The sequence below is a fragment of the Achromobacter sp. NFACC18-2 genome (genome assembly GCF_900108985.1).
Classification (GTDB): Bacteria; Pseudomonadota; Gammaproteobacteria; order Burkholderiales; family Burkholderiaceae_B; genus Achromobacter.
Genome location: NZ_FNYM01000006.1, coordinates 178,497 through 204,699, shown reverse-complemented (window position 1 = coordinate 204,699; position 26,203 = coordinate 178,497). Strand labels below are relative to the sequence as shown.

The following is a 26,203-nucleotide window of genomic DNA, read 5'->3' as shown; positions in this document are numbered from 1 at the left end:
GTCCCATAACGCACACGAAGGCCGCCCCGGCCGCTCCGGCCGCCACGCGGCCGGAGCGCGCAGGCTAGGCCCCCAGGTACGCGCGCGCCAGCGCCCCATCCTGCGCAATGTCGGCCGCTGCGCCATGCGCCGCGACCCGGCCGGATTCCAGCACGTACGCCCGGTCGGCCAGCGAAAGCGCCAGCGCCGCCATCTGGTCCACGAGCAAGATGGTCATCGATTCCTGGCGCAGCCGGTCCAGGGCCTCGAACAGTTCGTCGATGATCTTGGGCGCGAGACCCAGCGACGGCTCGTCCAGGAGCAGGATCACGGGCCTGGACATCAGGCCGCGCGCAATCGCCAGCATCTGCTGTTCGCCGCCCGACAACAGGCCGGCGCGCTGGTGCAGCCGTTCACGCAGCCGCGGAAACCGCGTAAGCATTTCTTCGACCCGCGCCTCGCGGTCCTGCGGATGCAGGAAAGCGCCCAGCCGGATGTTGTCCAGCACGCTCAGCCCGGGAAACACCTGGCGGCCTTCGGGCACCAGCACCAGGCCGCGCGCCACGATCCGGTCGGCGGACAGGCCCTGCAGTTCCTGGCCCTGCAGATGCATGCCGCCCTGCGCGGGCCGGTGCAACCCGGCCAGCGTGCGCATCAGCGTGGACTTGCCCGCGCCGTTCGCGCCCAGGAGCGCCACCATTTCGCCCTGCCGGACCTGCAGGTCGATGCCATGCAGCACCGGATTGGCGCCGTATCCCGTCGTCAGACTGCCCACGCCCAGCACTTCGGGCGGCAGGGTCTCGCCCGCCGGCCGGCGCCGCGCGGCGGGCGCCCGGCGGGCCGCCTCGTCGCCCAGGTAGGCCTGGCGCACCTCCGGGGACTGCTGGATTTCGGCGACGCTGCCCTGCGCCAGCTCGCGCCCGGCGTCGATCGCCACGATGTGGTCGGACACGCCCATCACCAGCGTCATGTCGTGCTCGACCAGCAGCACGCCCGCGCCCGCTTCGGCAATGCGGCGCAGCAATCCGGCCAGCCGCGTCTTGTCTTCGCGCGAGAGTCCCGCCGCCGGTTCGTCCATCAAGAGGATGTCGGCGTCGGTGGCGAGCGCGCGGGCGATCTCCACCAGCCGGCGGTCCACGTGGGGCAGGTCGGCCGCCGCGATGTCCAGCGCCCCTTCGTAGCCGCAGAACGCCAGCAGGGCGCGGGCGCGTTCGCGCGCGTCGGCGGCCAGGTAGCGGCGCGAGGCCAGCAGCCCGCCCAGGCGCCCGCGCAGCAGGCCCAGCGCGACGTTGTCCTCGACGCTCAGCGTGTCAAAGAGCTGCGAGGTCTGGTAGGTGCGCGCGATGCCGCTGCGCGCCACGCGATGGGCGGCCAGCGCGGCCAGCGGCGCGTCGCCCAGCGCCACAGCACCGCTGGTCGGCTGGTAATAGCCGCTTAGCATGTTGATGACGGTGGACTTGCCCGCGCCGTTGGGCCCGATCAGCGCGGTCACGGCGCCGGGCGGGACGGTGAAGGACACGCCCTGCACGGCGCGCACGCCGCCGAAGGTCATGGTGAGGGCGTCGGCGCGCAGCGTGCGGCGCGCGCGCGCGGACGTCGTCATGGCCCCGTGGCGAGGCGCCAGTCCGTGCGTCGGCGCGCCGCGCCGCCAGCGGGCCAGCAGGCCGGCGGCGCCTTCGGGCGCGGCCCACAGCACCACCAGCAGGAACACGCCGAAAAAGAGCAGGCGGTATTCCTCCAGGCTGGACAGCATCTCGGGCAGCAGGCCCACCACCACGGCGCCCAGCAGCGGACCGGCAAGCGATCCCGCGCCGCCGATCGTCACGGCCAGCACGAAAAGAATCGACTGCATGAAGTTGAAATTGTGCGGCGTGATCATGCCGGTCAGCGGTGCGTAGAGCCCGCCCGCCAGGCCGACCAGCGCGGCCGACACCATGAACGCGACCGCCTTGACCGCCAGCGGATTGATGCCGATGGACTCGCTGGCCGTCTCGCTGTCCTTGACCGCGCGCATGGCGGCGCCCCAGGCGCCGCGCGACAGCAACGCATAGGCGGCCAGCGCCACGAATACGGCCACGATGGCCAGCATGGCCACGCCGCGGTCGCCGCCCAGGCTGCCGATCGCGGGCTGCACGATGCCCATCAGGCCATTCTGGCCGCCCGTCAGCGAACCGCCTTCGATCAGGGCGTGCTCCACGATGAAGCCGAAGGCGATGGTGATCATCGCCAGGTACGGCCCCTTCACGCGCAGCGCCGGCACGGCCAGCAGCAGGCCGAAGGCGCTGCAGACCAGCGCGGCGGCCGGCCAGGCCAGCCAGAAACTCCATCCCGCCTGCCCGGTCAGGATTGCGACCGTGTAGGCGCCGATGGCGTAAAAGCCCGCATGCCCGAACGACATCTGGCCGGTCAGGCCCAGCAGCACGTTCAGGCCGATACCGGCCAGCGCCAGCAGCGCGACGTTGCCCAGCACGAAAACGTAGTAGCCGTTGACGGTGGCCGCCAACGCCAGGGCCGCGGCCGCCAGCAGGGCATAGATCGCCGGCGGCAGCCAGCGCGTTGCGGATTGCTTGTTCATCAGACCTTCCTCACATCGGCGCGCCCGAACAGGCCATTGGGCAGCACGGCCAACATGACGATCACCAGCGTGAAACTGATGATCTGCGTGTACCCCGAGCCCAGCGCCACGGTGATCAGCGCTTCGACCACGCCGAACAGCAGGCCCGCGATCATCACGCCCCAGGCGCTGGTGATGCCGCCCAGGATCGCAACCACATAGGCTTTCAGGCCGAACAGCGTGCCCATGTCGGCCTGCACGTTAAAGAGCGGCGCAACCAGCGCGCCGGCCACGCCCGCGAACAGCGTGGACACGGCGAAGGCGGCCATGATGGCGCGGCGCACGGGGATGCCCATCAGCCGCGCGGCGTTCTGGTTCTGCACCACCGCCAGCAGCGCCACGCCCCACCGGGTGCGGCGCGACAGCGTGTGCAGCGCGGCCGCCAGCGTCAGTCCCACCACCGGGATCAGGAGCTGCAGCGGGTAGATGCCCAGGCCCAGCCCGCCGATCTCCAGCGGCGCCTGGGCCAGCGGCGAAGGCAGGCTGCGCGGCTCCTTGCCGAACGTGAACATGACCACGTTGTCCAGCACGATGCCCAGCGCCACCGTGGACATGAGCCAGGCGTTGGAACCGCGGCTGGCGAATGGCCTGACCGCCAGCCGCTCCACGACCAGGCCATAGAGCGCGCAAAGCGCCAGCGCCAGCGCCAGGGCGGCCGCCAGCGGCCAGCCCAGCGTCTGGGCGAACGTATAGGTCAGCACGGCGCCCAGCATCATAGAACTGCCCTGGGCGAAGTTCACCGTGCCGGACACGGCGTAGGTCAGGTAAAAGCCCAGGGCCATCAGGCCGTACATGCTACCCAGGCCCAGGCCGCTGACGATGGCGGACATCAACAACATGCGCGTCTCCCGCGGGGTCCGGCCGCTTTACTGCACGCCCTTGACGGGCAGGATGCGGTTGTCGATGAAATGCGTCCACACGTAGTCGTCCTCGCGCAGCGCGTCGTGCGAGGTCGGCGTGAAGGGCTGCTCGTAGGTCTTGATCAGGCCGTCGTACTTGCCGATCTTGTAGAAGCCCTCGCGCACCGCGTCGCCGTCGGTGGAACCGGCCTGCGCGATGGCCAGCGCGGCAAGCTGCATGCCGTCGTAGGCGTTGGCCACGCCCACCGCGGGCGTGATGTCCTGCGGCCCCTTGATGTCGGAATACTTGGTCTTGAGCGCCTGCATGACCTTCTCGCCCACCGGGCCCTGCTTGCCGAAGAAGCTGTAGGTCTGCACGAAGTGCACGTTCTTGGCGTTGGGGCCGGCCAGCTCCGTGAAGCGGCCGCCGGCGGGACCCCAGTGCGACACCACGGGCACCTTCCAGCCCATGCGGTCCAGCGACTTCACGACCTGCGCCGAGGGACCCACGTTGCCGACCAGGAACAGCGTGTCGGCGCCCGCGGCCTTCAGGCGGCTGAGCTGGGGCACGATGTCCAGATCGTTGGGCTGGAACTTCTCGACGCCGGCGGGCGTGACCTTGGCCGCGGCCAGCGCGGCGTTCAAGCCCTTCTCGTTGGATTCGCCCCAGGGGTTGTTCACCAGGATCATGCCGGGCTTGGCGCTTTGGAAAGTCTTCTGCGCGTACTTCACCATCGCGCTGTCGACGATCTCGTCCATGGCGGACACGCGGAACACGAAGTTGGGATTGCCCTTGTTGTGCGTGATGGCGGTGCCCGCCGCCCAGGGTCCCACGAAAGGCACTTTCTCCTGGTTGACGATCGGCACGATGGCCATGGAGACCGGCGTGTCCAGGCCGCCGAACAGCACGGCGACCTTCTCCTTGTAGATGAGCTCGCGCGCGGCGGCCATGCCCTTGGCGGGATTGCCCTCGTCGTCGCGGCGCACCAGCACGATCTGGCGGCCGCCCAGCAGGCCGCCGCGCGCGTTGATCTCGTCGATGGCAACGGTCATGCCGCGCGTGAGCGCCTCGCCGGCGCGCGCCGACTCCCCGGACAGGGCGGTGATCAGGCCGATCTTGATCGGGTCCGCTGCCAGCGCCGGCTGCATGGCCAGGCCCGCGGCGAAGAGGGCGGCGGCAGTCGCGCGGAGCATGAAGGAACGACGGGTCGGGGTCATCGGGCACTCCTGGAAAAAGTGGAATGAATCTTGCATGGGGTTAAGTGCTGCGCCGTTCCCTCATGCAAGATCCATGCCACCTGCTTCGCGCCCGGTGTTCGCCGCCGCCAACGCCCTGCCGCCACGGGGCAGGCGGGACCCCAGGGACGGGAATTGCGCACATAGAACCGAGTTTTTGTCGCCAAAAGATCCGCAGTTTTGTTCACAATCATGCATCAGGATTTGCACCAAAATGAATCCATCTTCGCTACAAGGCACTAATCCGGGGCGCGGCGGCCAGGCCGCGTGGACGCCGGAGCCGCTCGCCTGCCACGGCCGATTTCCTTACCGGGCCATCGCTGGCCGGCCCGACTACGTCTGGCCCAACGGCGCCCGCCTGGCCGTCTACCTGGGGTTCAACATCGAGCACTTCGCTTTCGGGGAAGGGCTGGGCGCGGAACTGGGGCCGGCGTCGCCCCATCCGGACGTGCTCAATTACGCGTGGCGCGAATATGGCAACCGCGTGGGCGCCTGGCGCTGCCTGGAACTCTTCGACGCCCTGCGCCTGCCTGCCGGCGTGCTGATCAACACCGCGCTGTATGACCATTGCCCCGACCTGGTGGATGCCTTCCTCGCACGGGGCGACGAACTGATCGGACATGGCTACAGCAACGCGCACCGGCAGGGCGGGATGCCCGAAAGCGAGGAAAAGGCGCTGCTCGCGCACTGCCGCGAGCGCATCCTGCGGCACGCCGGCAGCGAGCCGGCCGGCTGGCTGTCGCCGTGGATCTCGGAAAGCCACGCCACGCCCGACCTGCTGGCCGAGGCGGGCTACCGCTACACGCTGAACTGGTGCCACGACGACCAGCCGATGCGCATGCGCACGCGCGCCGGCGACCTGTGGGCGATTCCCTATCCGCAGGAACTCAACGACATCCCGATGATCATGGGCCGCAAGATGGACGCGCGCGATTTTGCCGATATGATCCTTGACCAGTTCGAGGAAATGCGCGCGCAGGCGGTCCGCCAGCCGCTGGTCATGGGCATTGCGCTGCACCCCTACATCGTCGGCCAGCCGTATCGGCTGCGGCACCTGCGGCGCGCGCTGGCGCCGCTGGCTGCGGCCCGCGACCGCGGCGAGATCTGGTTCACCACGCCCGGCGAGATCTGCCGGCACGTGGACGGCCTGCCCCCGGGCGTCATCGCCTAGCGTCCGCGCGGCGCGCGGCCCCGCGTGAACCCAGGCCGCCGCCGTCCCGATGAACCCTTCTTTTTGTTGAACCGAGTCACGCATGTCCACCCGAAGCCCCGCCAAGCCCCGCAGCCCCGGCACCGCCCGGCCCAAGACCGCCAAGCCGTCCGCGGCCCGCGCCCGCCACGACAGGGTCAACGCCCTGCTGGACGAGGGCACGCCCGCCCCGCCGTCCGAAGGCAGCCCCGACGCCGACATGGAGCGGCGCATCTGCGAAGCCGTGTACGAAAGCGTGATGAGCCAGCGCCTGACGCCGGGCACCAAGCTCCCCGAGGCGGCGATCTGCGAGCTGTTCGGCGTGTCGCGGTCGGTGGCGCGCAAGGCGTTGCAGCGTCTGGCGCACGAGCATGTGGTGGACCTGCACCACAACCGGGGCGCCGTCGTGGCCGAGCCCACGCCCGAGGACACGCGTCAGATCTTCCAGGCGCGCCGCGCGCTGGAGGCGGCGCTGGTGCCCCTGGCCGCGGCCCGCGCCACCAAGGCGGACTACGCGTCGCTGCGCAAGCAGCTGCGCGACGAACACGCGCTGCTGCACCACGCCGGCCAGCCCGCGTGGGCGCGGCAGGCCAGCGCATTCCACGTCCGCCTGGGCGAACTGTCCGGCAACACCATCCTGCACGGCTACCTGGCCGAGCTGGTGTCGCGCTGTTCGCTCATCGTGGCCCTGTACGAGCCGCCCGGCAATGCGGCCTGCGAGCACGGCGAACACGTGCTGATCGTGGACACGATGGAACGCGGCGACGTCGCCGAGGCCGTGCGGATCAACGACAACCACCTGGCGGACCTGGAGCGGCGCATCAGCCTTGAGCGCCCGCAGCCCGCGCAAACCCTTGCCCAGATGCTGGGACTGGCCTGACATGGAAATCGACTTCGACGCTATCACCGAATACCAGCGCTACAAGCTGATGGCCAGCCTGATCGTGCCCCGGCCGATCGCGCTGATCACCACCCTGTCCGCGACCGGCGTGGTGAACGCCGCGCCGTTCAGCATGTTCAACATGCTCGGCGAGGACCCGCCCATCGTGATGGTCAGCATCAACCGCCTGGAAGACGGCGGCCTGAAGGACACGGCGGTCAACATCGTGCGCGACAAGGAATTCGTGGTCCACCTGACCGACGAGGCCATGGCGGAAAAAATGCACCGCTGCGGCGACCGCCTGCCGTCCGACGTCAGCGAGCTGGCGCATGCCGGCCTGGACGCCGCGCCGAGCCATCGCGTGGCGCCGCCGCGCATCGTGCAGGCGCCGGTCGCGTTCGAATGCACGCTGTTCGAGACGCTGGAGACCGCCAGCCGCCAGATCTTCATCGGCCAGGTGCGCTGGCTGCATGCGCGCGACGGCCTGATCGACACCGACACCTGGCGCGTGCGGCTGCAGGACTATTTTCCGGTGGGGCGTTTCGGGGCGAGCTTCTACGTCAGGACGCGGGACCGCTACGCCATCGACGCCGGCAGCGCGCCGGCGGGCGCGGCGGCCAGCACGCCCATCGACGAGATCTGACGCCTCACCACACCGCGGCGTCGGACCCCGGCGCCCGCACGTGGCGCGAGAATCGCCGCGACAGGAAGTCGACGAAGGCCAGCGTCTTGGCGGGCAGGTTCAACCGCTCCGGATACAGCGCGTGGATATCGGCGGGCGGGGTGCGCCAATCGGCCAGCACTTCGCGCAGCCGGCCGGCGCGCAGGTGCGCCGCGGTTTCCCATTCGGACCGCATGACGATGCCGTGGCCGTCCAGCGCCCATTCCAGCGCGCTCTGCCCGTCGTTCGAGCTGACCGGCCCGCGCACCTTCACGGTTTCCGCGCGCGCGCCGGATTCCAGCCGCCAGGTGCCATAGGCCACGTCGTTCTCGCGCACGACGATGCAGCGATGGCGCTGCAGATCGCCGGGCGTGCGCGGCTCCCCGTGGGTGTCCAGATAGCGCGGCGAGGCGCAGAGCAGGCGCCGGTTGGACGCGATCTTGCGCGCGGTCAGGCGCGCGTCCGGCAGATCGCCGAACCGCACCGCCACGTCGAAGCCTTCTTCGATGAGGTTCAGCGGTCTGTCGGTCAGGCGCATCTGCACTTCGACGTCCGGGTACTGGCGGCAGAAGTCGGACACGGCCGGCACGATGTGGGCGCGCCCGAACCCGAACGTCGCGTTCAGGCGCAGCAGGCCCTGCGGCTGGGCGCGCGCGCTGGACACCGAGCGTTCCAGCGCCTGCAGGTCTGCCAGGATGCGCGTGCCTTCGGCGAGGTACAGCTCGCCCTCCTGCGTGACGCTGACGCGGCGGGTGGTGCGGTTGAGCAGGCGCACCCCCAGGCGCTGTTCCAGCTTGGCCAGTCGCGTGCTGACCGCCGGGGGCGTCAGGCCCAGTTCGCGCGCCGTGGCCGACAGGTTGCCGTGCTTGACCACCAGTGAAAAGAAGGCGAGATCGGAGAGCGCGTCCACGATTATTTATAAATTGAATTTAATAAAGCTTTATAAATTCGAAGAATTATAAGAGCCACTACGGTCTATACACTGGGCTCACCGATACAGAGCCGCACAACGCGGCCAACCGAGGAGACCAGGAAATGAAGATAGCCAGAATGGCCGGCGCATTGTGCGCGGCCCTCGCCGCATCCTGTTGGGCCCCTTCCGCCTCAGCGGCCAACGCCTTTCCCGAACGGGCGGTGACGCTGATCGTCCCCTTCGCGCCGGGCGGCAGCGTGGACATCGCCGCGCGCCTCATTGCGGACGCCTGGGCGCGGGAACTGGGGCAGAGCGTGATCGTGGAAAACCGCGCCGGCGCCTCCGGCAACATCGGCATGACGGCCGTGGCGCGCGCCGAGCCCAATGGCTACACGCTGGGCATCAACACCATGTCGCTGGCCATCAACCCGGCGCTCTTCAAGACCATGCCGTTCGACACCGCGAAGGACCTGCGCTCGGTGGGCACGGTGGGCACGTCCCAGCACGTGCTGACGGTGACCAATTCGCTGCCCGTGGCCTCGGTGAGCGAGCTCCTGGCCTATGTGCGCGCCCGTCCCGCCAATGACCTGAGTTTCGGCTCGGCCGGCACCGGCAGCACCTTCCACATGGCCGCGGAGCTGTTCAAGTCCGTGTCCAAGACGCAGATCATGCACGTGCCCTACAAGGGCGGCGGCCCGGCCATGCTGGACACCATCAGCGGTCAGGTGCAGATGAGCTTTCCGGTGCTGTCCGCGGCCAAGCCGCAAGTCGACGGCAAGAAGCTGCGCGCGCTGGGCGTAACGGGCACGACGCGTTCGCCGCTGCTGCCGGACGTGCCCACCATCGCCGAATCCGGCTTGCCGGGCTACGAATTCAATACCTGGTTCGTCGTCAGCGCGCCCGCCGGCACGCCACAGGCGGTGATCGACACCTTGAACGCGAAGCTGACGCAGGCCCTGCAATCGGCCGCGCTCACGCAACGCATGCAGAAAGAGGGATATGAACCCCTCATCTCCACGCCTGCGAAGACGGACGCCATGGTCGCCGCCGAGATGGCGCGCTGGGCCGGCATCGTGAAGGATGCGGGAATCCAGGCGAACTGAGCGGCTGCCATCCGCCCATCGACGCCCATGCATTACCCGGAAACCGCCCGCGCGCGCCGCGGGCGGCGCCCACACACCAAGGAAGCACAGACATGCCCGGCATGACGCTATACGACAAACTGGTGGCCAGCCATGAGGTGGCCCGGATCGACGCCGAGCATGTGCTGCTCTACGTCGACCTGCACATCATGAACGAATACACCAGCCCGCAGGCCTTCAGCGGCCTGGCCGCGCGCGGCCGCGACGTCTTGCGCCCCGGTCAGCAGATGGCGGTGGTGGACCACATCATCCCCACGCATCCGGTCCCGGCGGCGTTGCGCGTGATTGCCGACGATGCGTCATCGCGGCAGGCCCTGAACCTGAAGCGCAATTGCGACGCGCAGCGCATCGCGCTTTTCGACACCACCGATCCGCTGCAGGGCATCGAGCACGTCATCGCGCCGGAACACGGCATGATCCTGCCGGGCATGGTGGTGCTGTGCGGCGACAGCCACACCACCACCTATGGCGCGCTGGGGGCGCTGGGCTTTGGCATCGGAACGAGCGAGGTCGAGCACATCCTGGCCACGCAGACGCTGGTGTACCGCGTGGCGCGCAACATGCGGATCCGCATCGACGGGGCGCTGCCCGCCCATGTGTCGGCCAAGGACCTGGTCATCTACGTCGTGCATCGCATCGGCGCGCAGGGCGCGCGCGGGCACGCGGTGGAGTTCTGCGGCGAGGCGGTGGCCGCGCTGTCCGCCGAGGCCCGCATGACCTTGTGCAACATGACTGTCGAGGCCGGCGCGCGCGCGGCGCTGATCGCCCCGGACGCCGTCACCGACGCCTATGTGGTGGCGCACGCGCCGCAACTGCGCGGCGACGCGCTGGAAGACGCCCGCGCCTGGTGGGCCACGCTGCGCTCCGACGATGACGCGCGTTTCGACGTCGAGCACGTCTTTGACGCGGGCCGGATCGCGCCCTTCGTGACCTGGGGCACCAGTCCGGACCAGGCCATGCCGATCGACGGCGCGGTGCCCGATCCGCGCGATGAACCCGACGCGCTGGCCCGGCTGGCGCTGGAAAAAGCCATGGACTACATCGGCCTGGCCGCGGGCGCGCCCATTGCCGGGCTGCCCATCGATCGCGTGTTCATCGGTTCCTGTACCAACGGCCGCATCGAGGATCTGCGCGTGGTGGCGGCGCTGGCGCGTGGCAGGAAGGTCGCGCCCGGCGTGCGCGCCATGGTCGTGCCGGGTTCCGGCGCGGTGCGCGCGCAGGCCGAAGCCGAGGGGCTGGCGGCCGACCTGATCGCGGCGGGCTTTGAATGGCGCCAGCCCGGCTGTTCGATGTGCCTGGCCATGAACGACGACGTGCTGCGCCCGGGCGAGCGCTGCGCGTCCACGACCAACCGGAATTTCGAGGGACGCCAGGGGCGGGCAGGGCGCACGCACCTGATGAGCCCGGCCATGGCCGCGGCCGCCGCGCTGGCGGGCCGCATCGTCGACGTGCGCGCATGGGGAGACGCCAAATGACTGCAATGATCGAAGGCGTCGCCGCGCCGCTGCCGTATTCCAACCTGGACACCGACCAGATCATGCCCAAGCAGTTCCTGCGCATCATCGACAAGGCGGGCCTGGACCAGGGCCTGCTGTACGACCTGCGCTTTGACGAGCATGGCGCGCCCCGGCCCGACTGCGTGCTGAACCAGCCCGCCTACGCGGGCGCCTCCATCCTGGTGGCCGGTCCCAACTTCGGCTGCGGCTCCAGCCGCGAACACGCCGTGTGGGGCCTGCAGCAGTTCGGCATCCGCGCCGTGATCGCCTCCAGCTTCGGGGAGATCTTCTACTTCAATGCGCTCAACAACGGCCTCTTGCTGGTCACCCTGCCGCCCGAGGCGGTCGACGCCTTGCTCGCGCGGGTGTCCAATACCGCAGTGGCGCAGGGCAACCGGGTCGGCATCGACGTGATGGCGGGCCAGGTGCGCGCCGCAGACGGTTGGTGTGCTGGCTTTGACCTGCCCGACCGGCATCGCCGCATGTTTGCCCAGGGACAGGACATGGTGGGCGCGACGCTGCAGCACCTGTCCGACGTGGAGCGTTTCGAGGCCCGGCATTGGGCGCGCTTTCCGTGGATGAAGGACGTGGCGCGCCAGGTGCGCGACCGGCTGGACGCCGCCTGATCCCGGCAGTGCGGCGCGACGACTTCAGGAGACCATGCAGATGACCGACTTTTTCGACCTGCCCGTGCGCCGCTTCCAGGCCAACGGCGTGGACATCGCCGCCCGCATCGACGGCGCGGGGCCGCCCCTGCTGCTGCTCCACGGGCATCCGCAGACCCACGCCATCTGGCATCGCGTATGGCCGGAACTGACGCGGCATCGCACCTGCGTGGCCGCCGACCTGCGCGGTTATGGAGACAGCGGCAAGCCCGCCGCCAGCGCGGATCACTCGGCGCATTCCAAGCGCACGATGGCCGCGGACATGGTGGACCTGATGCGCGGGCTGGGATATGCGCGCTTCGAGGTGCTGGCGCATGACCGGGGCGCCCGGGTGGCGCATCGCCTGGCGCTGGATCATCCCGCCGCCGTGAGCCGCATGATGCTGCTGGACATCGCGCCCACGCTGGACATGTACGAGGGCACGACGCGCGCCTTCGCGCAGGCCTATTTCCATTGGTTCTGGCTGATCCAGCCCGCGCCGGTGCCCGAGACCATGATCGAGCACGACCCGGTTTTCTACCTGCGGTCGGTGATGGGCGGGCGCCCCGGCGGGCTGGCGCATTTCTCCGCCGAGGCCATGGCCGAATACGAACGCGCGGCGCGCCAGCCCGGCTGGGCCACCGGCCTTTGCGAGGACTATCGCGCCTCCGCCACGATCGACCTGGAGCACGACCGGTCGGGACGCGCCGCGGGCGAACGCCTGCGCATGCCGGTGCGCGTGCTGTGGGGCGAACGCGGGGCCGTGGGCCGCAATTTCGACGTGCTGGCGCTTTGGCGCGCGGTGGCCGACGAGGTGACGGGCGGTCCGCTGCCCGGGGCGCATTATCTGGCGGAGGAAACGCCTGACGCGCTGCTGGCCGACGCAGGAACGTTCTTCGGCTGGCGCTGAGGCGGCGGCCGGTGGCAAGGGGCCAAGCCTGGGCTGACGCCAGGGATATGCAAAAAGGGACGCAACCCCGGTGTTAACCTTCGGCCCATGAATCGTTACTTCGCCGACCTTTCCGAATTGCCCGATGCCGAGGACGCGCAACGCGCCTTCAAGGCCTCGGATTCCCCCTGCGTGGCCGTGTGCTCCACGCTGTTCGACGACATCTGCCGCGGCTGCGGCCGCACGGCCATGGAAGTCGCCAACTGGGTGTTCATGACGGAAGCGGAAAAGCGCGAGGTCTGGATCCGCATCAAGGCGCAGGGGTACCCGCGGCGCAACAACTGAACGCCCGGCATCGCGCATTTCCCGCCGCGCGGAAAGCGGACCCCGTCCCCGTCTTGGTCGTGTCACATGGCGCAGGCTGAATAGCGCCATCGCCCACTTCCGGGTCCACCTTCCGGGCTCCCTCATGCGCATCGTTCTGGTCACGGATGCCTGGCATCCGCAAGTCAACGGCGTCGTCCGCACCTGGACGACCATGCAGCAGATCCTCGGCGAATGGGGCCACGAACTGATCGTGGTCAGCCCCCAGGGCAGCCGGACCATTCCCGCGCCCTCCGAGCCCGACCTGCGGCTGTGCCTGCAACCCGGCCGCCAGCTGCGCCGCATCCTGGGCGACACCATTCCCGATGCGCTGCACATCGCGACGGAAGGCCCCTTGGGCCTGGCCGCGCGCCGGATGGCGCTGCGGCGGGGATGGCGCTTCACCACATCCTTCCACACCATGTTTCCGGACTATCTGCAGGCGCGCATGGGCATTCCCGCCGCGCTGCCGTGGCGCTACCTGCGCTGGTTCCACCGGCCCTCGCAGTGCGTGCTGGTGCCCACGCCCACGGTCCGCGACGTCCTGGTGCAGCGCGGGCTGCAGAACCTGCGCGTCTGGTCGCGCGGGGTCGATCCGCGCAAGTTCCAGCCCTATCCCAGCCTGGCGTTCCAGGACCTGCCGCGGCCCGTCTGGCTGAGCGTGGGCCGCGTGGCCAAGGAAAAGAACCTGGACGCCTTCCTGTCCCTGGACCTGCCGGGCAGCAAGGTGGTGGTGGGCGCGGGGCCCGACGAGGCCCGCCTGAAAAAGCGCTTCCCGGACGCGGTGTTCCTGGGCATGCAGCAGGACGGCGCTTTGCCCGGCTTTTATGCGGCGGCCGACGTGTTCGTGTTTCCCAGCCTGACCGACACCTTCGGCCTGGTCATGCTGGAGGCCATGGCCTGCGGCACGCCCGTGGCGGCCTTTCGCAGCGAGGCGCCGCTGGCGGTGGTCGAGGAGGGCGTGACGGGGTTCCTGGACAACGACCTGGGACGCGCCTGCCGGACGGCGCTGGCGCTGGACCGCGACGCCGTGCGCGCCCGGGCGCTGACGCGCAGCTGGGACTCGGTGGCGGCGGACCTGCTGGATTCACTGGTGCCGCTGACCCAGGGCGACCCGCAAGGCGCGGCGCGCGTTTGGGCTCCCACCCCCTGATACCGTCGCAAGCCCTGTTTTCGCTACCCCCGGCGCACGCCAACCTTGTACAATGCCCGGCAATCCTGAGGAGCGTTGCGACGACCCTGCGGTCCCCCCATGTGGCTACCCCATGCGGACCCCGGCTCGCCAGGCTCAGGAATCCTTGTTCAAGCGCCGCGCCCCGCGCGTCGCTACAGCAACGGCGCTCACCTTTGTCGCGTATGGCGGGAAAGGCGAGCACTCGACTGTCGTGGTGTATTCGCGTTGTCCGGCCATATCGTGCGCCGTTCGATATTCACGTGGAGCCTACACACCATGAACGCTGTGACCGATAAATCTTTTTCCGACTACCTCGTCGCCGACATGTCGCTGGCCGGCTGGGGCCGCCGCGAGCTCGCCATCGCCGAAACCGAAATGCCCGGCCTGATGGCCATCCGCGAGGAATTCGCCGCGTCGCAGCCGCTCAAGGGCGCGCGCATCGCCGGCAGCCTGCACATGACCATCCAGACCGGCGTGCTGATCGAGACGCTGGTGGCCCTGGGCGCCGAAGTGCGCTGGGCCTCGTGCAACATCTTCTCCACGCAGGACCACGCCGCCGCCGCCATCGCCGCGTCCGGCACGCCGGTCTTCGCCGTCAAGGGTGAAACCCTGGCAGAGTACTGGCAGTACACCCACAAGATCTTCGAATGGCCCAATGGCCAGAACGCCAACATGATCCTCGACGACGGCGGCGACGCCACGTTGATGCTGCACCTGGGCACCAAGGCCGAAAAGGACATCTCGGTCCTGGCCAACCCGGGCAGCGAAGAAGAGCGCGTCCTGTTCGCCGCCATCAAGGAAACCCTCAAGCGCGATCCCAAGTGGTACTCGACCCGCCTGGCGCTGATCAAGGGCGTGACCGAAGAAACCACGACCGGCGTGCATCGCCTCTACCAGATGTCGCAGAAGGGCGAGCTGGCGTTTGCCGCCATCAACGTCAACGACTCGGTCACCAAGTCCAAGTTCGACAACCTGTACGGCTGCCGTGAATCGCTGGTGGACGGCATCAAGCGCGCCACCGACGTGATGGTCGCCGGCAAGATCGCCGTCGTGGCCGGCTACGGCGACGTGGGCAAGGGCTGCGCCCAGGCGCTGGTCGCGCTGCGCGCCCAGGTGTGGGTCACCGAAATCGATCCGATCTGCGCCCTGCAGGCCGCCATGGAAGGCTTCAAGGTCGTGACCATGGAAGAAGCCGCCGCCCACGGCGACATCTTCGTCACCGCCACCGGCAACTACCATGTGATCACCCGCGAGCACATGAACGCCATGAAGGACCAGGCCATCGTCTGCAACATCGGCCACTTCGACAACGAAATCGACGTCGCCAGCCTGGCCGATTGCCAGTGGGAAGAGATCAAGCCGCAGGTCGACCACGTCATTTTCCCGGACGGCAAGCGCATCATCCTGCTGGCCCAGGGCCGTCTCGTGAACCTGGGTTGCGCCACCGGCCACCCCTCGTTCGTGATGTCGTCCTCGTTCGCCAACCAGACGATCGCCCAGATCGAACTGTTCACGCGCAACGACGCCTACCAGTCCGGCCAGGTCTACGTGCTGCCCAAGCACCTGGACGAGAAGGTCGCGCGCCTGCACCTGAAGAAGCTGGGCGTGAAGCTCACGACCCTGCGCCAGGATCAGGCCGACTACATCAGCGTGCCGGTCGAGGGCCCCTACAAGCCCAACCACTATCGCTATTGATCGATGTAGCACAATAGGGAAATGCCGCGCCATGTCGGCGCGGGTTTTCCGGTCCGCGGGTCACGCCCGTCCTTGCCGGTTGGCGACGGGTCCGCGGAGCGTCAATACAGGAGTTCGAACATGGTGACACTGATACTCGTCTGGATCCTGAACGCAGTGGCCCTGCTGGCCGTTGCCTACCTGCTGCCGGGCATCACGGTGGCCAGCTTCGGGTCGGCGCTCATCGCCGCGCTGGTGCTGGGGCTGGTGAACATGCTGGTCAAGCCGGTCCTGGTGCTGCTGACGCTGCCCATCACGATTGTCACCCTGGGTCTGTTCCTCATCGTCATCAATGCCTTGTTGTTCTGGTTCGTGGGCTCCGTGCTCAAGGGCTTCCAGGTCAACGGGTTCTGGTGGGCCGTGGGCGGCGCAGTCCTGTACAGCATCATCTCCGGCCTTCTGACCAAACTCATCCCCTGATGGGACCCACCCCCGAAGCGCTTCGCGCTTCCCCCTCAAGGGGGCGTGCCTGCGGACCGGCAAAGCCGGCTCCGCGGCACCCCGAGGGGTGAGACGCCTGTTGCTTGCGGCGCGTAGCGTCATCGATTACTGATATGTCCGAATCCAACTCTCCCGCTTTCAGCCTGGAATTCTTCCCCCCGCGCGACCTGGCCGGTCAAGAGCGGCTGGTGCGCGCGGCCAAGCAGATGCTGGCCATCCAGCCCAAGTACGTCAGCGTGACGTTCGGCGCGGGCGGTTCCACGCGCGCCGGCACGGCGGACGCCGTGCGCACGCTGCGCAACCTGGGCTGCGACGCGGCGCCGCACCTGTCGTGCGTGGGCGCATCGCGCCAGGATCTGCGCGACATCCTGCAGGCCTACAAGAACGATGGCGTGCGGCGCGTGGTGGCGCTGCGCGGCGACCTGCCTTCGGGCATGGGCGGCGACGCCGGCGAACTGCGCTACGCCAACGAACTGGTGTCGTTCATCCGCGAGGAAACCGGCGACTGGTTCCACATCGAAGTGGCGGCCTATCCCGAGATGCATCCGCAGGCGACCAACCCTTCGGCCGACCTGACGCATTTCGTGGCCAAGGTGAAGGCCGGCGCCAACGCCGCCATCACGCAGTATTTCTTCAACGCCGACGCCTATTTCGACTTCGTCGACCGGGCGCGGGCCAAGGGCGTGGACGTGCCGATCGTGCCGGGCATCATGCCCATCACGAACCACACGCAACTGCTGCGCTTCTCGGAAATGTGCGGCGCGGAAGTGCCGCGCTGGATCCGCCTGCGCCTGGCCGAATTCGGCGACGACAAGGCGTCCATCCGCGCGTTCGGCGTGGACGTCGTGACCGAGCTGTGCCAGACGCTGCTGGACAACGGCGCGCCGGGTCTGCACTTCTACACCCTGAACCACGCCGAGGCGCCGCTGGCGATCTGGAAGGAACTGTCGGTGTAAAGGGCGGCGGCGTTCGGCGCCGCACACCGCATACCGCAAGCAGAAATGGCAAGGCCGGCGACGTCGCCGGCCTTGTTTTTTTGCGCGTGAAACTCAGTCGGCGTACACGCCCGCCTTGCGGATGACGCCGCCCCATTTGTCGACTTCGGATTGGAGCCACGTCTGCAGGCCCTGCGGCGTCTGCTTGGACTCGGGCACGATCTCGGCGCCCAGCTCGGCCATCTTCTGCGTGAAGGCCGGGTCCTTGAGCGCGGCGCGCAGCGCGGCATTGAACTTGTCGATGGCCTCGGGGGGCGTGCCCTTGGGCGCATAGACGCCGTGCCACACCTTGACCTCGAAGTCCTTCAGGCCGCCTTCCCGCAGCGTGGGCACGTCGGGCAGGGCCTTGATGCGTTCCTGCGTGGTGACGCCGTAGAGCTTGACGCGCTCGGCCTTGATCTGGGGGATAGTCTGCGTGGTCTGGTCGCACAGCACGTCCACCTGTCCGCCCAGCAGCGCGGTCATGGCGGGGGCGGTGCCCGCGTAGGGCACGGTCGTGAACTGCACGCCCAGCGACTCCTGCAGCAGCATGCCGCAAAGCTGGGACACGGCGCCCAGGCCGGCGTTGGCCAGGTTGATCTTGTTGCCGTTGTCCTTGGCGTACTTGATGAAGGCCGCCATGCCGTCGGCCGGCAGGTCCTTGCGGCCCAGCAGGGTCATGGGCACGTCCGCGACCTGGCCGACATAGGCAAAATCGGTCAGCGGGTTGAAGGGCAGCTTGCGGTACAGCGCGGGGGCGGTCGCCATGCCGTTGTGGTGGATCAGGAAGGTGTAGCCGTCCGGCGCGGCGCGCGCCACGTGTTGCGAGGCCAGCGTGCCGCCCGCGCCGGTGCGGTTTTCGATGACGATGCTCTGGCCCAGCGTCTTGGCCATGGACGCGCCCAGGCTGCGGGCCACGACGTCGGTCGGGCCGCCGGCCGCAAACGGCACCACCAGGGAAATCGGATGATTCGGGTAGGCCCCTTGCGCGCTGGCGTTGCCAACCGCCAGGCAGGACAGGGCCAGCATGGGCCAGGCTGCGCGCTTGAACGCGCGCGCGTATCGGTGGGACATGTCTCGCTCCTTGTTGTCTTTTCGGCCCGCGATGCCGCGCGGGGCGGGCAGGCATCAGCAGTGTGGCGCGAGACGGGCGAGGAGGGGAATTCGCGGTTTCGCAAGCCGGGCTTCGGCGCGCGAAAATGCGGGTTTACGCGGACTTGCCCACAGAAGCGCTACAAATCCTGCATGTAAGGCCCGGGCTGGGTCCTGGCCCGGGCCTCGGCCATCACGGCTCCGGAATGTTTTCCCGGAAGATCACCTGCAGCCGCGGCAGGTAGCTGGGTTCGGGCGCGCCCTTCACGGCGGCCACCAGCAGTTTGACGATCTCGCGCGCCTCGACGCGCGGGTTCTGGTCGATCACGGCGTCCATGGTGCGATCGAGCAACAGGCGGCGCGTGGCTTCGGTGAGGTCGTGGCCCACGAAGACAATGCGTGGGGCGAAGGCGCCCTGACTTGAGCGCGCTTCAGCAGGCCGCGCCTCTTTCAGCGCCCGCGCGATGCCCTGATTGCCGGCCCCGATGTTGTAGATCGCGTGCGGCGGGTCTTTGCGCAGCAGATCCTGCGTGACGGCAAAGGCGCGGTCGCGGTCGTCGCCGATCTCCAGGATGTGGGCGATGCGCAGGTGCGGAAACTCTTCGCTCAACAGCGAGCGAAAACCCATCTCCCGCTCTTCGTGGCCGCGATAGGCCAAGGACCCCACGAACACCGCGACCTTGCGTTCGGTGTGCTGCGGCAGAAACCGGCCCAGCAACAGCGCGGCCAGGCGGCCCGCGGCGCGGTTGTCGATGCCCACGTACCCCAGGCGCGCCGAGATCGGAATGTCCGACACCAGGGTGCTCACATGCACGCCGCTGTCGCGCAGCGCCATGATGGCGTCTCGCACTTGGGGATGGTCCAGCCCGACCAGGCCAACTGCCTGCGTCTGCTCGCGCAGCTCGTAGAGCTTTTTCGCGAGCTTATTGGCGTCGAATCCCTCGATCAGATGCAGGCGGGCCTGCACGTCGGGGCGGGCGGCGGCTTCTTCGAGCAGGTGCCGGCCCAACGCGGTCATGAAGCTGTTGGTGCCGGCGGGCAAAACGAAATCGACCCGCACGTCCTGCCGGGCGGCATCGGCGCCCTGGACGAAGTAGCCCAGGCGGTTGGCAATCGCCAGCACGCGGTCGCGCGTCTTGCCGCGCACGCCGTCGCGGTCGTTCAGCACCCGGTCCACGGTGGCGGTGGACATGCCGGCTTCTCGGGCAATGAGGGAAATGGTGGGGCGCATGCGGGAACGGGCTCTCAAGACACCATCAGGGCGATGGCAGCGCGGCCATCATAAACCATCATTTGCAATCATTCAGGATCAAAAAGGTAACGCCGTCGTCCTATGACCGCCAATCGCCTTTACCCCTGATTGTTTTGATGTGATTATCGCGGCTCAATTACATCAAACACCGCACGGCAGGATGCCAGGCAGTCGACAGTGCATACCGAGCCGGCAGGAGGAGCACATGTCGCACCCTACCCTGGTGCCCGACCCACCCGTCCGGGAACGGCGCTTTCGCATCGGCTGCATCGGCGCCGGCATGATCATGGCCGAGTGCCATCTGGCGGCTTACCAGCAGGCCGGCTTCACGGTGGCGGCGATTGCGTCGCGCACCCGCAGCAAGGCGGCCCAGGTCGCCGAACGCTACGGCATCCCGCGTGTGCATGACGATCCTCTGGCCCTGATCGCCGATCCGCAGATCGAGATCGTGGACATCGCGTATCCGCCCGACCAGCAGCCCGCGCTGATCCGCGCCGCATTGGCCGCCCCGCACGTGCGCGGCGTGCTGGCGCAGAAGCCCCTGGCCCTCTCGCTGGATGAAGCCCGCGCCTTGCGCGACGAGGCGCGGGCCGCCGGCAAGATCCTGTCGGTCAACCAGAACATGCGCTACGACCAATCGATGCGCGCGCTCAAGCAGCTGCTCGACCAGGGCGTGCTGGGCACGCCGGTGTTCGCGCAGATCGACATGCACGCGATCCCGCACTGGCAGGACTTCTTGCGCGGCTATGACCGGCTGACGCTCTCGAACATGAGCGTGCATCACCTCGATGTCCTGCGCTATCTGTTTGGCGAGCCCACCGAGATCACCAGCATCACCCGCCCGGATCCGCGCACCGAGTTCGCGCATCAGGATGGGCTGGTGACGACCACGCTGCGCTTTGGCAACGGCCTGCTCGCGCTGTCGCTCGAAGATGTGTGGTCGGGCCCGCGGGCCGAGGGATACCCCGACGACCAGCACATCCGCTGGCGCGTGGAAGGCACCGAGGGCGTCGCGCGCGGCACCATCGGCTGGCCCACCGGCGAGCCGTCGACCCTGAGCTACGCCTCGCGCGCGGCCCAGGGCCATACCGACGGGCGCTGGGTGACGCCCACGTGGGACACGATGTGGTTTCCGCATGCCTTCATCGGCGTGATGGAGCAGTTGCAGTACGCGCTGGCCAGCGGCACCGAGCCTGCGTTGAGCGTGACCGACAACGTACGCACGATGGCGCTGGTCGAGGCCGCGTATACGTCCATCGCCGAAGGCCGCACGGTACGGCTGCCGGCAGTCGAATAACCAGATCGATAAAACAGACGGAGACAACCATCATGATCCAGACCGGAATCTTCTCGGGCTACTTTCCCTATGAGCTGGAGCGCACGGCCAAGGTGATCCGCTCGCACGGCTTTAACACCGTGCAGCTGGACCTGCATTTCAAGGACATGGAGCTCGGCCCCGGGCAGCTGACCGCGCAGAAATGCACGCAGATCCGCGACACCTTCCGCAACTACGACCTGCCGGTCTCCTGCATCTCGGCCTACACCAATATCGTTCATCCCGACCCCGCCGAGCGCCAACGCCGCAACGGCTATCTCAAAGAGATCCTCACGCACGCGCGCCAGTTGGGTTCGCCCTACGTGATCTCGGAAACCGGCACGTTCGCCACCGACAGCGACTGGGTGCATCACCCCAAGAACAAGACCGAGGAAGGCTGGGACCAGTGCCGCGCCGTGATCGCCGAGCTGTCGCAACATGCCTATGACCATGGCGCGGTGTTCCTGCTTGAGACCTACGTGAACAACGTGGTGGGATCGGTCGAGGAAACGCTGCGCATGTTCGCCGAAGTGGATCATCCCGGCCTGGGCCTCCTGATGGATCCGACGAACTACTTCGAAGCGCACAACATCGACCAGATGGACCGCACGCTCAACCAGGTATTCGACGCGCTCTCCGACAAGATCTGCATCGCGCATGCCAAGGACGTGAAGCGTTCGGGCGATGACAAGTCCGAAAAGCACAGCGACATCGGTGACGAGGGCGCGGCCGAAAGCCATACCTTCCGCGGGGTGGGCGAGATCGAGTTGCCGGCGCCGGGCCTGGGCGCGCTCAATTACGACCTGTATTTGCAGCGCCTGGCAAAGAAGCACCCCAACATTCCCATCATCATCGAACACCTGACCGAAGACGACGTGCCGCGCGCCAAGCGGTTCCTTGACGAGCGGCTGCGCGCGAACGGTCTGTAGCCCGGCGCCGCACGCGATTGCACGCGCACCGCGAAGCTGTCATCCAACACGGCCCGCGGCGCGCCTCTCGAACCCGATTCTGAACACCGACACCGGCAGATGCGCGCCCGCGCATCCGCCAGGGAGAACTCATGCCTGACATTTACGGGACCTGGATGACGCGCCGCGACGTAGAGGCGCGCACCGGACAGCTTGCGCAGTTTGCCGGCGTACGCCTGATGACGCTGGACGACGGGCTGGAGCGCGGTATCCGCATGCTGGAGTTCCGCAGCGGCACGGGCTTGCGCTTCACGGTGCTGGTGGATCGCGCGATGGACATCGCCGACTGCGAGTACCGCGGCTACGCCATGGGATGGCAATCGCCCTCGGGCTTTCGCCATCCCGGACTGCATGACTACGAAGGCGAGGGCGGACTGGGCTGGATGCGCTCGTTTTCGGGCCTCATGATCACCTGCGGGCTGGACCACATTCTGTTCATGTACGACGCGCCGGCCGACAACTACGTGTACGGCCCGCGCAAGACGGCAAAGCAGTCCATCCATGGCCGCGTCGGCACCATTCCCGCGCGGCTGACCGGCTACGGCGAACGCTGGGATGGCGATCGCTGCGTGCTGTGGGCCGAAGGCGTGGTGAGCCAGGGCACCGTGTTCGGCGAGCATCTGGAGCTGCACCGCCGCATTGAGATCGAGGTGGGCAGCAACGACATCAAGCTGTCGGATCGTGTCGTGAATCGGGGCTTTTACCGCACGCCGCATATGCTCTGCTATCACATCAACCTGGGCTATCCGGTGCTGGACGCCGGCTCGCGCTATCTGGCGCCGATCCGCGACGTGGTGTGGGCCGCGCACGAGCAGGACTACCGCAAGCAGGGCGTGGGCTATCGCCGCATGCCGGCGCCGCAGCTGGGCTTTCATGAGCAGGTGTGGCAGCACGAGATGGCGGCCGCGGCCGACGGCAGCGTGCCGGTCGCCCTGGTGAACGATGCGCTGGGTCTGGGCATGCAGGTCAGCACCTACAAGCATCAATTCCCCTGCCAGTACCAATGGCAGAACCTGCAGTCGGGCCAGTATGCGATGGGCATCGAGCCCTCCACCAACCACGTGCTGGGCCAGGGCGCGGCGCGCGAGCGCAACGAGCTCATCTGGCTCGAGCACGGCGACGAGCGGCGCTACGACACCACGTTCAGCGTGCTGGGCTCGGCCGACGACATCGCGGCCTGCGAAGCGCGCATCCGCGAGATCGCGGTGCAGCCCGAGACTGACTATCCGCCGTTGTCGGGGCGCTTTGCGCCCATCGCGGGGCGGTCATGAGCGCGCGCTTCTCATTGCAAGGCCGCCGCGTGCTGTACACGGGCGCGGCGGGCGGTTTTGGCGTGGACACCACGCTTGCGCTGCTGGATGCGGGCGCAAGCGTGATCGCGCTCGACAACCATGCCGGGCATATCGACCGCCTGCGCAGCACCGTGCCGGCGCAGTTTGCCGGCCAGCTTCAGATCCTGCAGGCCGACCTCGCCGACGCCGGCGCGCTGCAATCGCACCTTGAGCGGCTGACCGCCGAGGGCGCGATCGATGTGGTCATCAACAACGCGGCGATCTATCCCTCGCGCCCGTTCGAGGAATATAGCGATGCCGAGCTGGCGCGCGTGCACCGCGTCAACGTGGAGGCGGCCGTGCAGATCGTGCGCGCGGCGCTGCCGGGCATGCGCGAACAGCAATGGGGCCGCGTCATCAACATCTCGTCGATCACGCTGTCGGGCGGTTGGGAAAACCTGCTGCCCTACGTGCAGTCCAAGGGCGCGATGGTGGGCGTCACGCGCGCCTTCGCGCGCGAATTCGGCAAGTGGGGAATCACGGTCAACGCCATCTCGCCGGGCGCGTTTCCGACCGACGCCGAGAAGATCCATCCCGATCCCGAGGGCTACAACCGCATGGTGCTCGAACGCCAGTCGGTCAAGCGCCGCGGGCACGCCGGCGACATCGCCGCGGCCATCTTGTTCCTGGCCTCGGATGAGGCGGGTTTCATTTCCGGACAGACGCTGGCGGTGGACGGCGGCTGGGTCATGCATTGAGGCGCATCGGCGCACGATAGAGGGTAGAAGCAATGAGCATTCTTTCTGGCTACAAGGTTCTGGACTGCTCCATCGCCATGGCGGGGCCGTTCGCGGCGCAACGCCTGGGCGACCTGGGCGCCGACGTGATCAAGATCGAACCGCCCACCGGAGAATGGCAGCGGCACGCGCCCGCCGGCGGCATCACGGGCAACAAGATCAACGTGTCCTTTCTTTCGCTGAACCGCAACAAGCGCTCGCTCGCGATCGACCTGAAGAGCGCCGGCGGCAAGGAGATCATCCAGAAGCTCGCGGCGCAGGCCGATGTGTTCATCCAGAACTACCGGCCGGGCGTCGCCGGCCGCCTGGGCGTGGACTACGAGACCCTGTCGGCCCTGAACCCGCGCCTCATCTATGTGTCCATGTCGGGCTTCGGCGAAGACGGCCCCTATGCCACCCGCCCGGGTCAGGACCTGCTGTTGCAGGCGATGTCAGGCGCGATGCTGTCGTCGGGCCGGGCCGGCGAAGCGCCCCGCGCGGCGGGCCAGTATGTGGTCGACGCCGTCACCGCGTATTGCGCCTTCGAAGGCGTGCTGGCCGCGCTGCTGCACCGCGAGCGCACCGGCGAAGGCCAGAAGGTCGAGGTCAACATGCTGGATGCGATCACCACGATCCAGATGCAGGAGCTCTCGGTGTATACCGTGGGGCACAAGCCGCAGGTGCGCAGTGCCGAGCCGCACGCCCACGTGTACATCCGTGCCCCCTATGGCACCTTCGCGACGAGCGACGGCTATCTGGCGCTCGCCATGCCCGACATGAACGTGCTGGCGCGCGTGACCGAAGAGCCGCGGCTGGCCGAGTACACCGGCGAGCGCGACGGTTGGGAAAAGCGCGACGAGATCTACGCGCTCGTGCGCGACACGTTGGCAAAGGCTTCGACTGCCGACTGGTTCGCCAAACTCGATGCCGCCGGCATCTGGTGCAGCCCCGTGTATGGCTACGCCGATCTGGTCGACGATCCGCAGATCGCGCACAACGGCACGTTTGTCGAATACGACCATCCAACCGAAGGCCGCATCAAGACGCCGGGCTTTCCGATCCGCTTCTCCAAGACCCCCAGCCAGGTGGTGCGCGGCGCGCCGCTCACCGGTCAGCACACCGACGAAGTGCTGCGCGATTTTGGCTTCAGCGCCGACGAGATCGCCGCGCATGCGGCCTCGGGCGCGGTGCTGCGCGGGGCCTCGGAATGAGCGAGCGCGCGCTGCCCTATCGCGGCCTCACCTGGGATCATCCGCGCGGCTTCAACGCCCTGCACGCGGCTGCCGCCCACACGCCGCTGGTGCACTGGGACAAGCAATCGCTCGAGGGCTTCGAGTCGGCGCCCATTGCCGAACTCTGCGCCCGCTATGACCTGGTGGTGCTGGATCACCCCCATCTGGGCGAAGCCCTGGCGCACGATTGCCTGCAGTCGCTGGACACCGTGTTCGCGCCCGACGAGCTGGCGCGGATCGCACGGGACAGTATCGGGCTGTCTTACGACAGCTATCGCATGGCCGGTCGCCAATGGGCGCTGCCGCTGGATGCGGCCACGCAGGTGATGGCCACGCGCGCGGATCGGTTGGGCGGCCCCGCGCCGCGCACCTGGCACGAGGTGCTCACGCTGTCGCAACGCAGCGGCTCGGTCGCGCTCAGCTGGGGCGGACCGCATCCGTTTCTGTCGCTGCTGTCGATCGCCGCCGCCATCGCGCCCGATACCGACCTGCGGCCGCACGGCGCCTGGCACGACGAGGCGACGCTCGCCGGCGCGTGCGACGTGCTCACCGAACTGGCGCGGCGCACGCCCGCGCAAGCGCTGGCCTACAACCCGATCGCGCTGCTTGGCCACATGAGCTCGCGCGACGACATCACGCTCTGCCCGCTGGTCTATGGTTACGTGAACTACGCCACGTCCGCGGTCGCCAAACCGCTCACGTTCCGCGACGCGCCCCAGGCCGATGCCGGCCGGCCGGGTTCGATCCTCGGCGGTACGGGCATTGCGATATCGCGGCGCTGCACCGTGGGGCCGGAGCTGCGCGCGCATCTATTGTGGTTGCTGGCCGCCGATACCCAAAGCCGCTTCATCCCGCAGCACGAAGGCCAGCCTAGCCATCGCGGCAGCTGGGCCGATGCGGACGTGAATGCGGCAAGCGGCAACTTCTATGCCAACACGGCCCGCACGCTCGAAGCCGCCTCGATCCGGCCGCGGCACGACGGCTACATCGCCTTCCAGGCCGAGGCCTCGCAGTTCCTGCGCGATGGCGTCGCCGCCCGCGCTTCCTCCCACGCATTGGCGCGCGGCCTGACCCAGCGCTTCCAGGCCAGCCTGGCCGCCGCTCCCCAGCACACCACCGCATAAGGACT

The 26,203-nt window shown here is 68.2% G+C and carries 24 protein-coding genes and 1 riboswitch; of the genes, 18 read left to right on the top strand and 6 right to left on the bottom strand.

The window, feature by feature from the left end; all coding sequences use genetic code 11:
- Positions 1–64: 64 nt before the first annotated feature.
- From BMW75_RS11450 to BMW75_RS11440, 3 genes are read right to left on the bottom strand one after another with little or no spacing between them, the layout of a single operon-like run.
- Positions 65–2,554, bottom strand: coding sequence for a branched-chain amino acid ABC transporter ATP-binding protein/permease (locus BMW75_RS11450; protein WP_092579364.1), 2,490 nt, complete (start codon positions 2,552–2,554; stop codon positions 65–67).
- Positions 2,554–3,432: a branched-chain amino acid ABC transporter permease gene (locus BMW75_RS11445; protein WP_092579362.1), complete on the bottom strand. Its 879-nt coding sequence runs from the start codon at positions 3,430–3,432 to the stop codon at positions 2,554–2,556. The genes BMW75_RS11450 and BMW75_RS11445 overlap by 1 nt, the downstream gene beginning before the upstream one ends.
- A gap of 27 nt (positions 3,433–3,459) precedes the next feature.
- Complete coding sequence (locus BMW75_RS11440) at positions 3,460–4,650, bottom strand: ABC transporter substrate-binding protein (protein ID WP_092579360.1); 1,191 nt, start codon at positions 4,648–4,650, stop codon at positions 3,460–3,462.
- Between the two features lie 232 nt (positions 4,651–4,882).
- Here BMW75_RS11440 and BMW75_RS11435 point away from each other — a divergent pair, with 232 nt between their 5' ends.
- The 3 genes from BMW75_RS11435 (at position 4,883) to BMW75_RS11425 (ending at position 7,380) form a co-directional block, all read left to right on the top strand.
- Entirely contained in the window at positions 4,883–5,839 is a 957-nt protein-coding gene (locus BMW75_RS11435) for a polysaccharide deacetylase family protein (protein ID WP_139208524.1), read from the top strand.
- A gap of 82 nt (positions 5,840–5,921) precedes the next feature.
- On the top strand, positions 5,922–6,737 hold the full coding sequence (locus BMW75_RS11430) for a GntR family transcriptional regulator (protein ID WP_092579358.1): 816 nt from the start codon (positions 5,922–5,924) through the stop codon (positions 6,735–6,737).
- Between the two features lies 1 nt (position 6,738).
- Positions 6,739–7,380, top strand: a complete 642-nt coding sequence (locus BMW75_RS11425) for a flavin reductase family protein (protein WP_076518450.1) — start codon at positions 6,739–6,741, stop codon at positions 7,378–7,380.
- Positions 7,381–7,384: 4 nt separating this feature from the next.
- On the opposite strand, the gene BMW75_RS11420 is transcribed toward BMW75_RS11425, so the two are convergent.
- The gene (locus BMW75_RS11420) at positions 7,385–8,308 is read right to left on the bottom strand and encodes a LysR family transcriptional regulator (protein ID WP_092579356.1); all 924 of its coding nucleotides are present in this window, start codon (positions 8,306–8,308) and stop codon (positions 7,385–7,387) included.
- A 125-nt stretch (positions 8,309–8,433) separates the two neighbouring features.
- Here BMW75_RS11420 and BMW75_RS11415 point away from each other — a divergent pair, with 125 nt between their 5' ends.
- The 9 genes from BMW75_RS11415 to metF all read left to right on the top strand — a co-directional run bounded on the left by BMW75_RS11415 (position 8,434) and on the right by metF (position 17,150).
- A complete protein-coding gene (locus tag BMW75_RS11415; protein WP_092579354.1) occupies positions 8,434–9,414 on the top strand; it encodes a tripartite tricarboxylate transporter substrate binding protein in 981 nt (326 codons plus the stop codon).
- Positions 9,415–9,506: 92 nt separating this feature from the next.
- The gene (gene leuC, locus BMW75_RS11410; protein WP_092579352.1) at positions 9,507–10,928 is read left to right on the top strand and encodes a 3-isopropylmalate dehydratase large subunit; all 1,422 of its coding nucleotides are present in this window, start codon (positions 9,507–9,509) and stop codon (positions 10,926–10,928) included.
- Positions 10,925–11,575 (top strand): 3-isopropylmalate dehydratase small subunit, encoded by a 651-nt coding sequence (gene leuD, locus BMW75_RS11405; RefSeq protein ID WP_092579350.1) that lies wholly within the window; start codon positions 10,925–10,927, stop codon positions 11,573–11,575. The genes leuC and leuD overlap by 4 nt, the downstream gene beginning before the upstream one ends.
- 40 nt (positions 11,576–11,615) lie before the next feature.
- Positions 11,616–12,503 (top strand): alpha/beta fold hydrolase, encoded by an 888-nt coding sequence (locus BMW75_RS11400; RefSeq protein WP_092579561.1) that lies wholly within the window; start codon positions 11,616–11,618, stop codon positions 12,501–12,503.
- Positions 12,504–12,590: 87 nt separating this feature from the next.
- Complete coding sequence (locus BMW75_RS11395; RefSeq protein ID WP_076518455.1) at positions 12,591–12,827, top strand: DUF1289 domain-containing protein; 237 nt, start codon at positions 12,591–12,593, stop codon at positions 12,825–12,827.
- Positions 12,828–12,951: 124 nt separating this feature from the next.
- Positions 12,952–13,998: a glycosyltransferase family 4 protein gene (locus BMW75_RS11390; protein WP_092579348.1), complete on the top strand. Its 1,047-nt coding sequence runs from the start codon at positions 12,952–12,954 to the stop codon at positions 13,996–13,998.
- A 61-nt stretch (positions 13,999–14,059) separates the two neighbouring features.
- A riboswitch (S-adenosyl-L-homocysteine riboswitch) is annotated at positions 14,060–14,195 on the top strand.
- Between the two features lie 100 nt (positions 14,196–14,295).
- On the top strand, positions 14,296–15,714 hold the full coding sequence (ahcY, locus tag BMW75_RS11385; RefSeq protein ID WP_092579346.1) for an adenosylhomocysteinase: 1,419 nt from the start codon (positions 14,296–14,298) through the stop codon (positions 15,712–15,714).
- Positions 15,715–15,837: 123 nt separating this feature from the next.
- The gene (locus BMW75_RS11380) at positions 15,838–16,173 is read left to right on the top strand and encodes a phage holin family protein (protein ID WP_076521895.1); all 336 of its coding nucleotides are present in this window, start codon (positions 15,838–15,840) and stop codon (positions 16,171–16,173) included.
- Between the two features lie 134 nt (positions 16,174–16,307).
- Positions 16,308–17,150 (top strand): methylenetetrahydrofolate reductase [NAD(P)H], encoded by an 843-nt coding sequence (gene metF, locus BMW75_RS11375; RefSeq protein ID WP_092579344.1) that lies wholly within the window; start codon positions 16,308–16,310, stop codon positions 17,148–17,150.
- A gap of 93 nt (positions 17,151–17,243) precedes the next feature.
- Here metF and BMW75_RS11370 read toward each other — a convergent pair whose 3' ends face one another.
- On the bottom strand, positions 17,244–18,242 hold the full coding sequence (locus BMW75_RS11370; protein ID WP_076518459.1) for a tripartite tricarboxylate transporter substrate-binding protein: 999 nt from the start codon (positions 18,240–18,242) through the stop codon (positions 17,244–17,246).
- Between the two features lie 211 nt (positions 18,243–18,453).
- A complete protein-coding gene (locus BMW75_RS11365) occupies positions 18,454–19,491 on the bottom strand; it encodes a LacI family DNA-binding transcriptional regulator (RefSeq protein WP_092579342.1) in 1,038 nt (345 codons plus the stop codon).
- 226 nt (positions 19,492–19,717) lie between these two features.
- Between BMW75_RS11365 and BMW75_RS11360 the strand changes: the two genes are divergently transcribed.
- From BMW75_RS11360 to BMW75_RS11335, 6 genes are all read left to right on the top strand, one after another.
- Positions 19,718–20,809 (top strand): Gfo/Idh/MocA family protein, encoded by a 1,092-nt coding sequence (locus tag BMW75_RS11360; RefSeq protein WP_092579340.1) that lies wholly within the window; start codon positions 19,718–19,720, stop codon positions 20,807–20,809.
- Positions 20,810–20,841: 32 nt separating this feature from the next.
- Positions 20,842–21,756 carry a sugar phosphate isomerase/epimerase family protein gene (locus tag BMW75_RS11355; protein WP_092579338.1) on the top strand — a complete coding sequence of 305 codons (915 nt, stop codon included), beginning with the start codon at positions 20,842–20,844 and terminating at the stop codon, positions 21,754–21,756.
- A gap of 131 nt (positions 21,757–21,887) precedes the next feature.
- Positions 21,888–23,066 carry an aldose 1-epimerase family protein gene (locus tag BMW75_RS11350; RefSeq protein WP_092579336.1) on the top strand — a complete coding sequence of 393 codons (1,179 nt, stop codon included), beginning with the start codon at positions 21,888–21,890 and terminating at the stop codon, positions 23,064–23,066.
- Positions 23,063–23,824: an SDR family NAD(P)-dependent oxidoreductase gene (locus tag BMW75_RS11345; protein ID WP_092579334.1), complete on the top strand. Its 762-nt coding sequence runs from the start codon at positions 23,063–23,065 to the stop codon at positions 23,822–23,824. Before BMW75_RS11350 ends, BMW75_RS11345 begins: the two co-directional genes overlap by 4 nt.
- Positions 23,825–23,856: 32 nt before the next feature.
- A complete protein-coding gene (locus tag BMW75_RS11340; protein WP_092579332.1) occupies positions 23,857–25,053 on the top strand; it encodes a CaiB/BaiF CoA transferase family protein in 1,197 nt (398 codons plus the stop codon).
- Positions 25,050–26,198 carry a type 2 periplasmic-binding domain-containing protein gene (locus BMW75_RS11335; protein WP_217646944.1) on the top strand — a complete coding sequence of 383 codons (1,149 nt, stop codon included), beginning with the start codon at positions 25,050–25,052 and terminating at the stop codon, positions 26,196–26,198. Before BMW75_RS11340 ends, BMW75_RS11335 begins: the two co-directional genes overlap by 4 nt.
- Positions 26,199–26,203 lie beyond the last annotated feature (5 nt).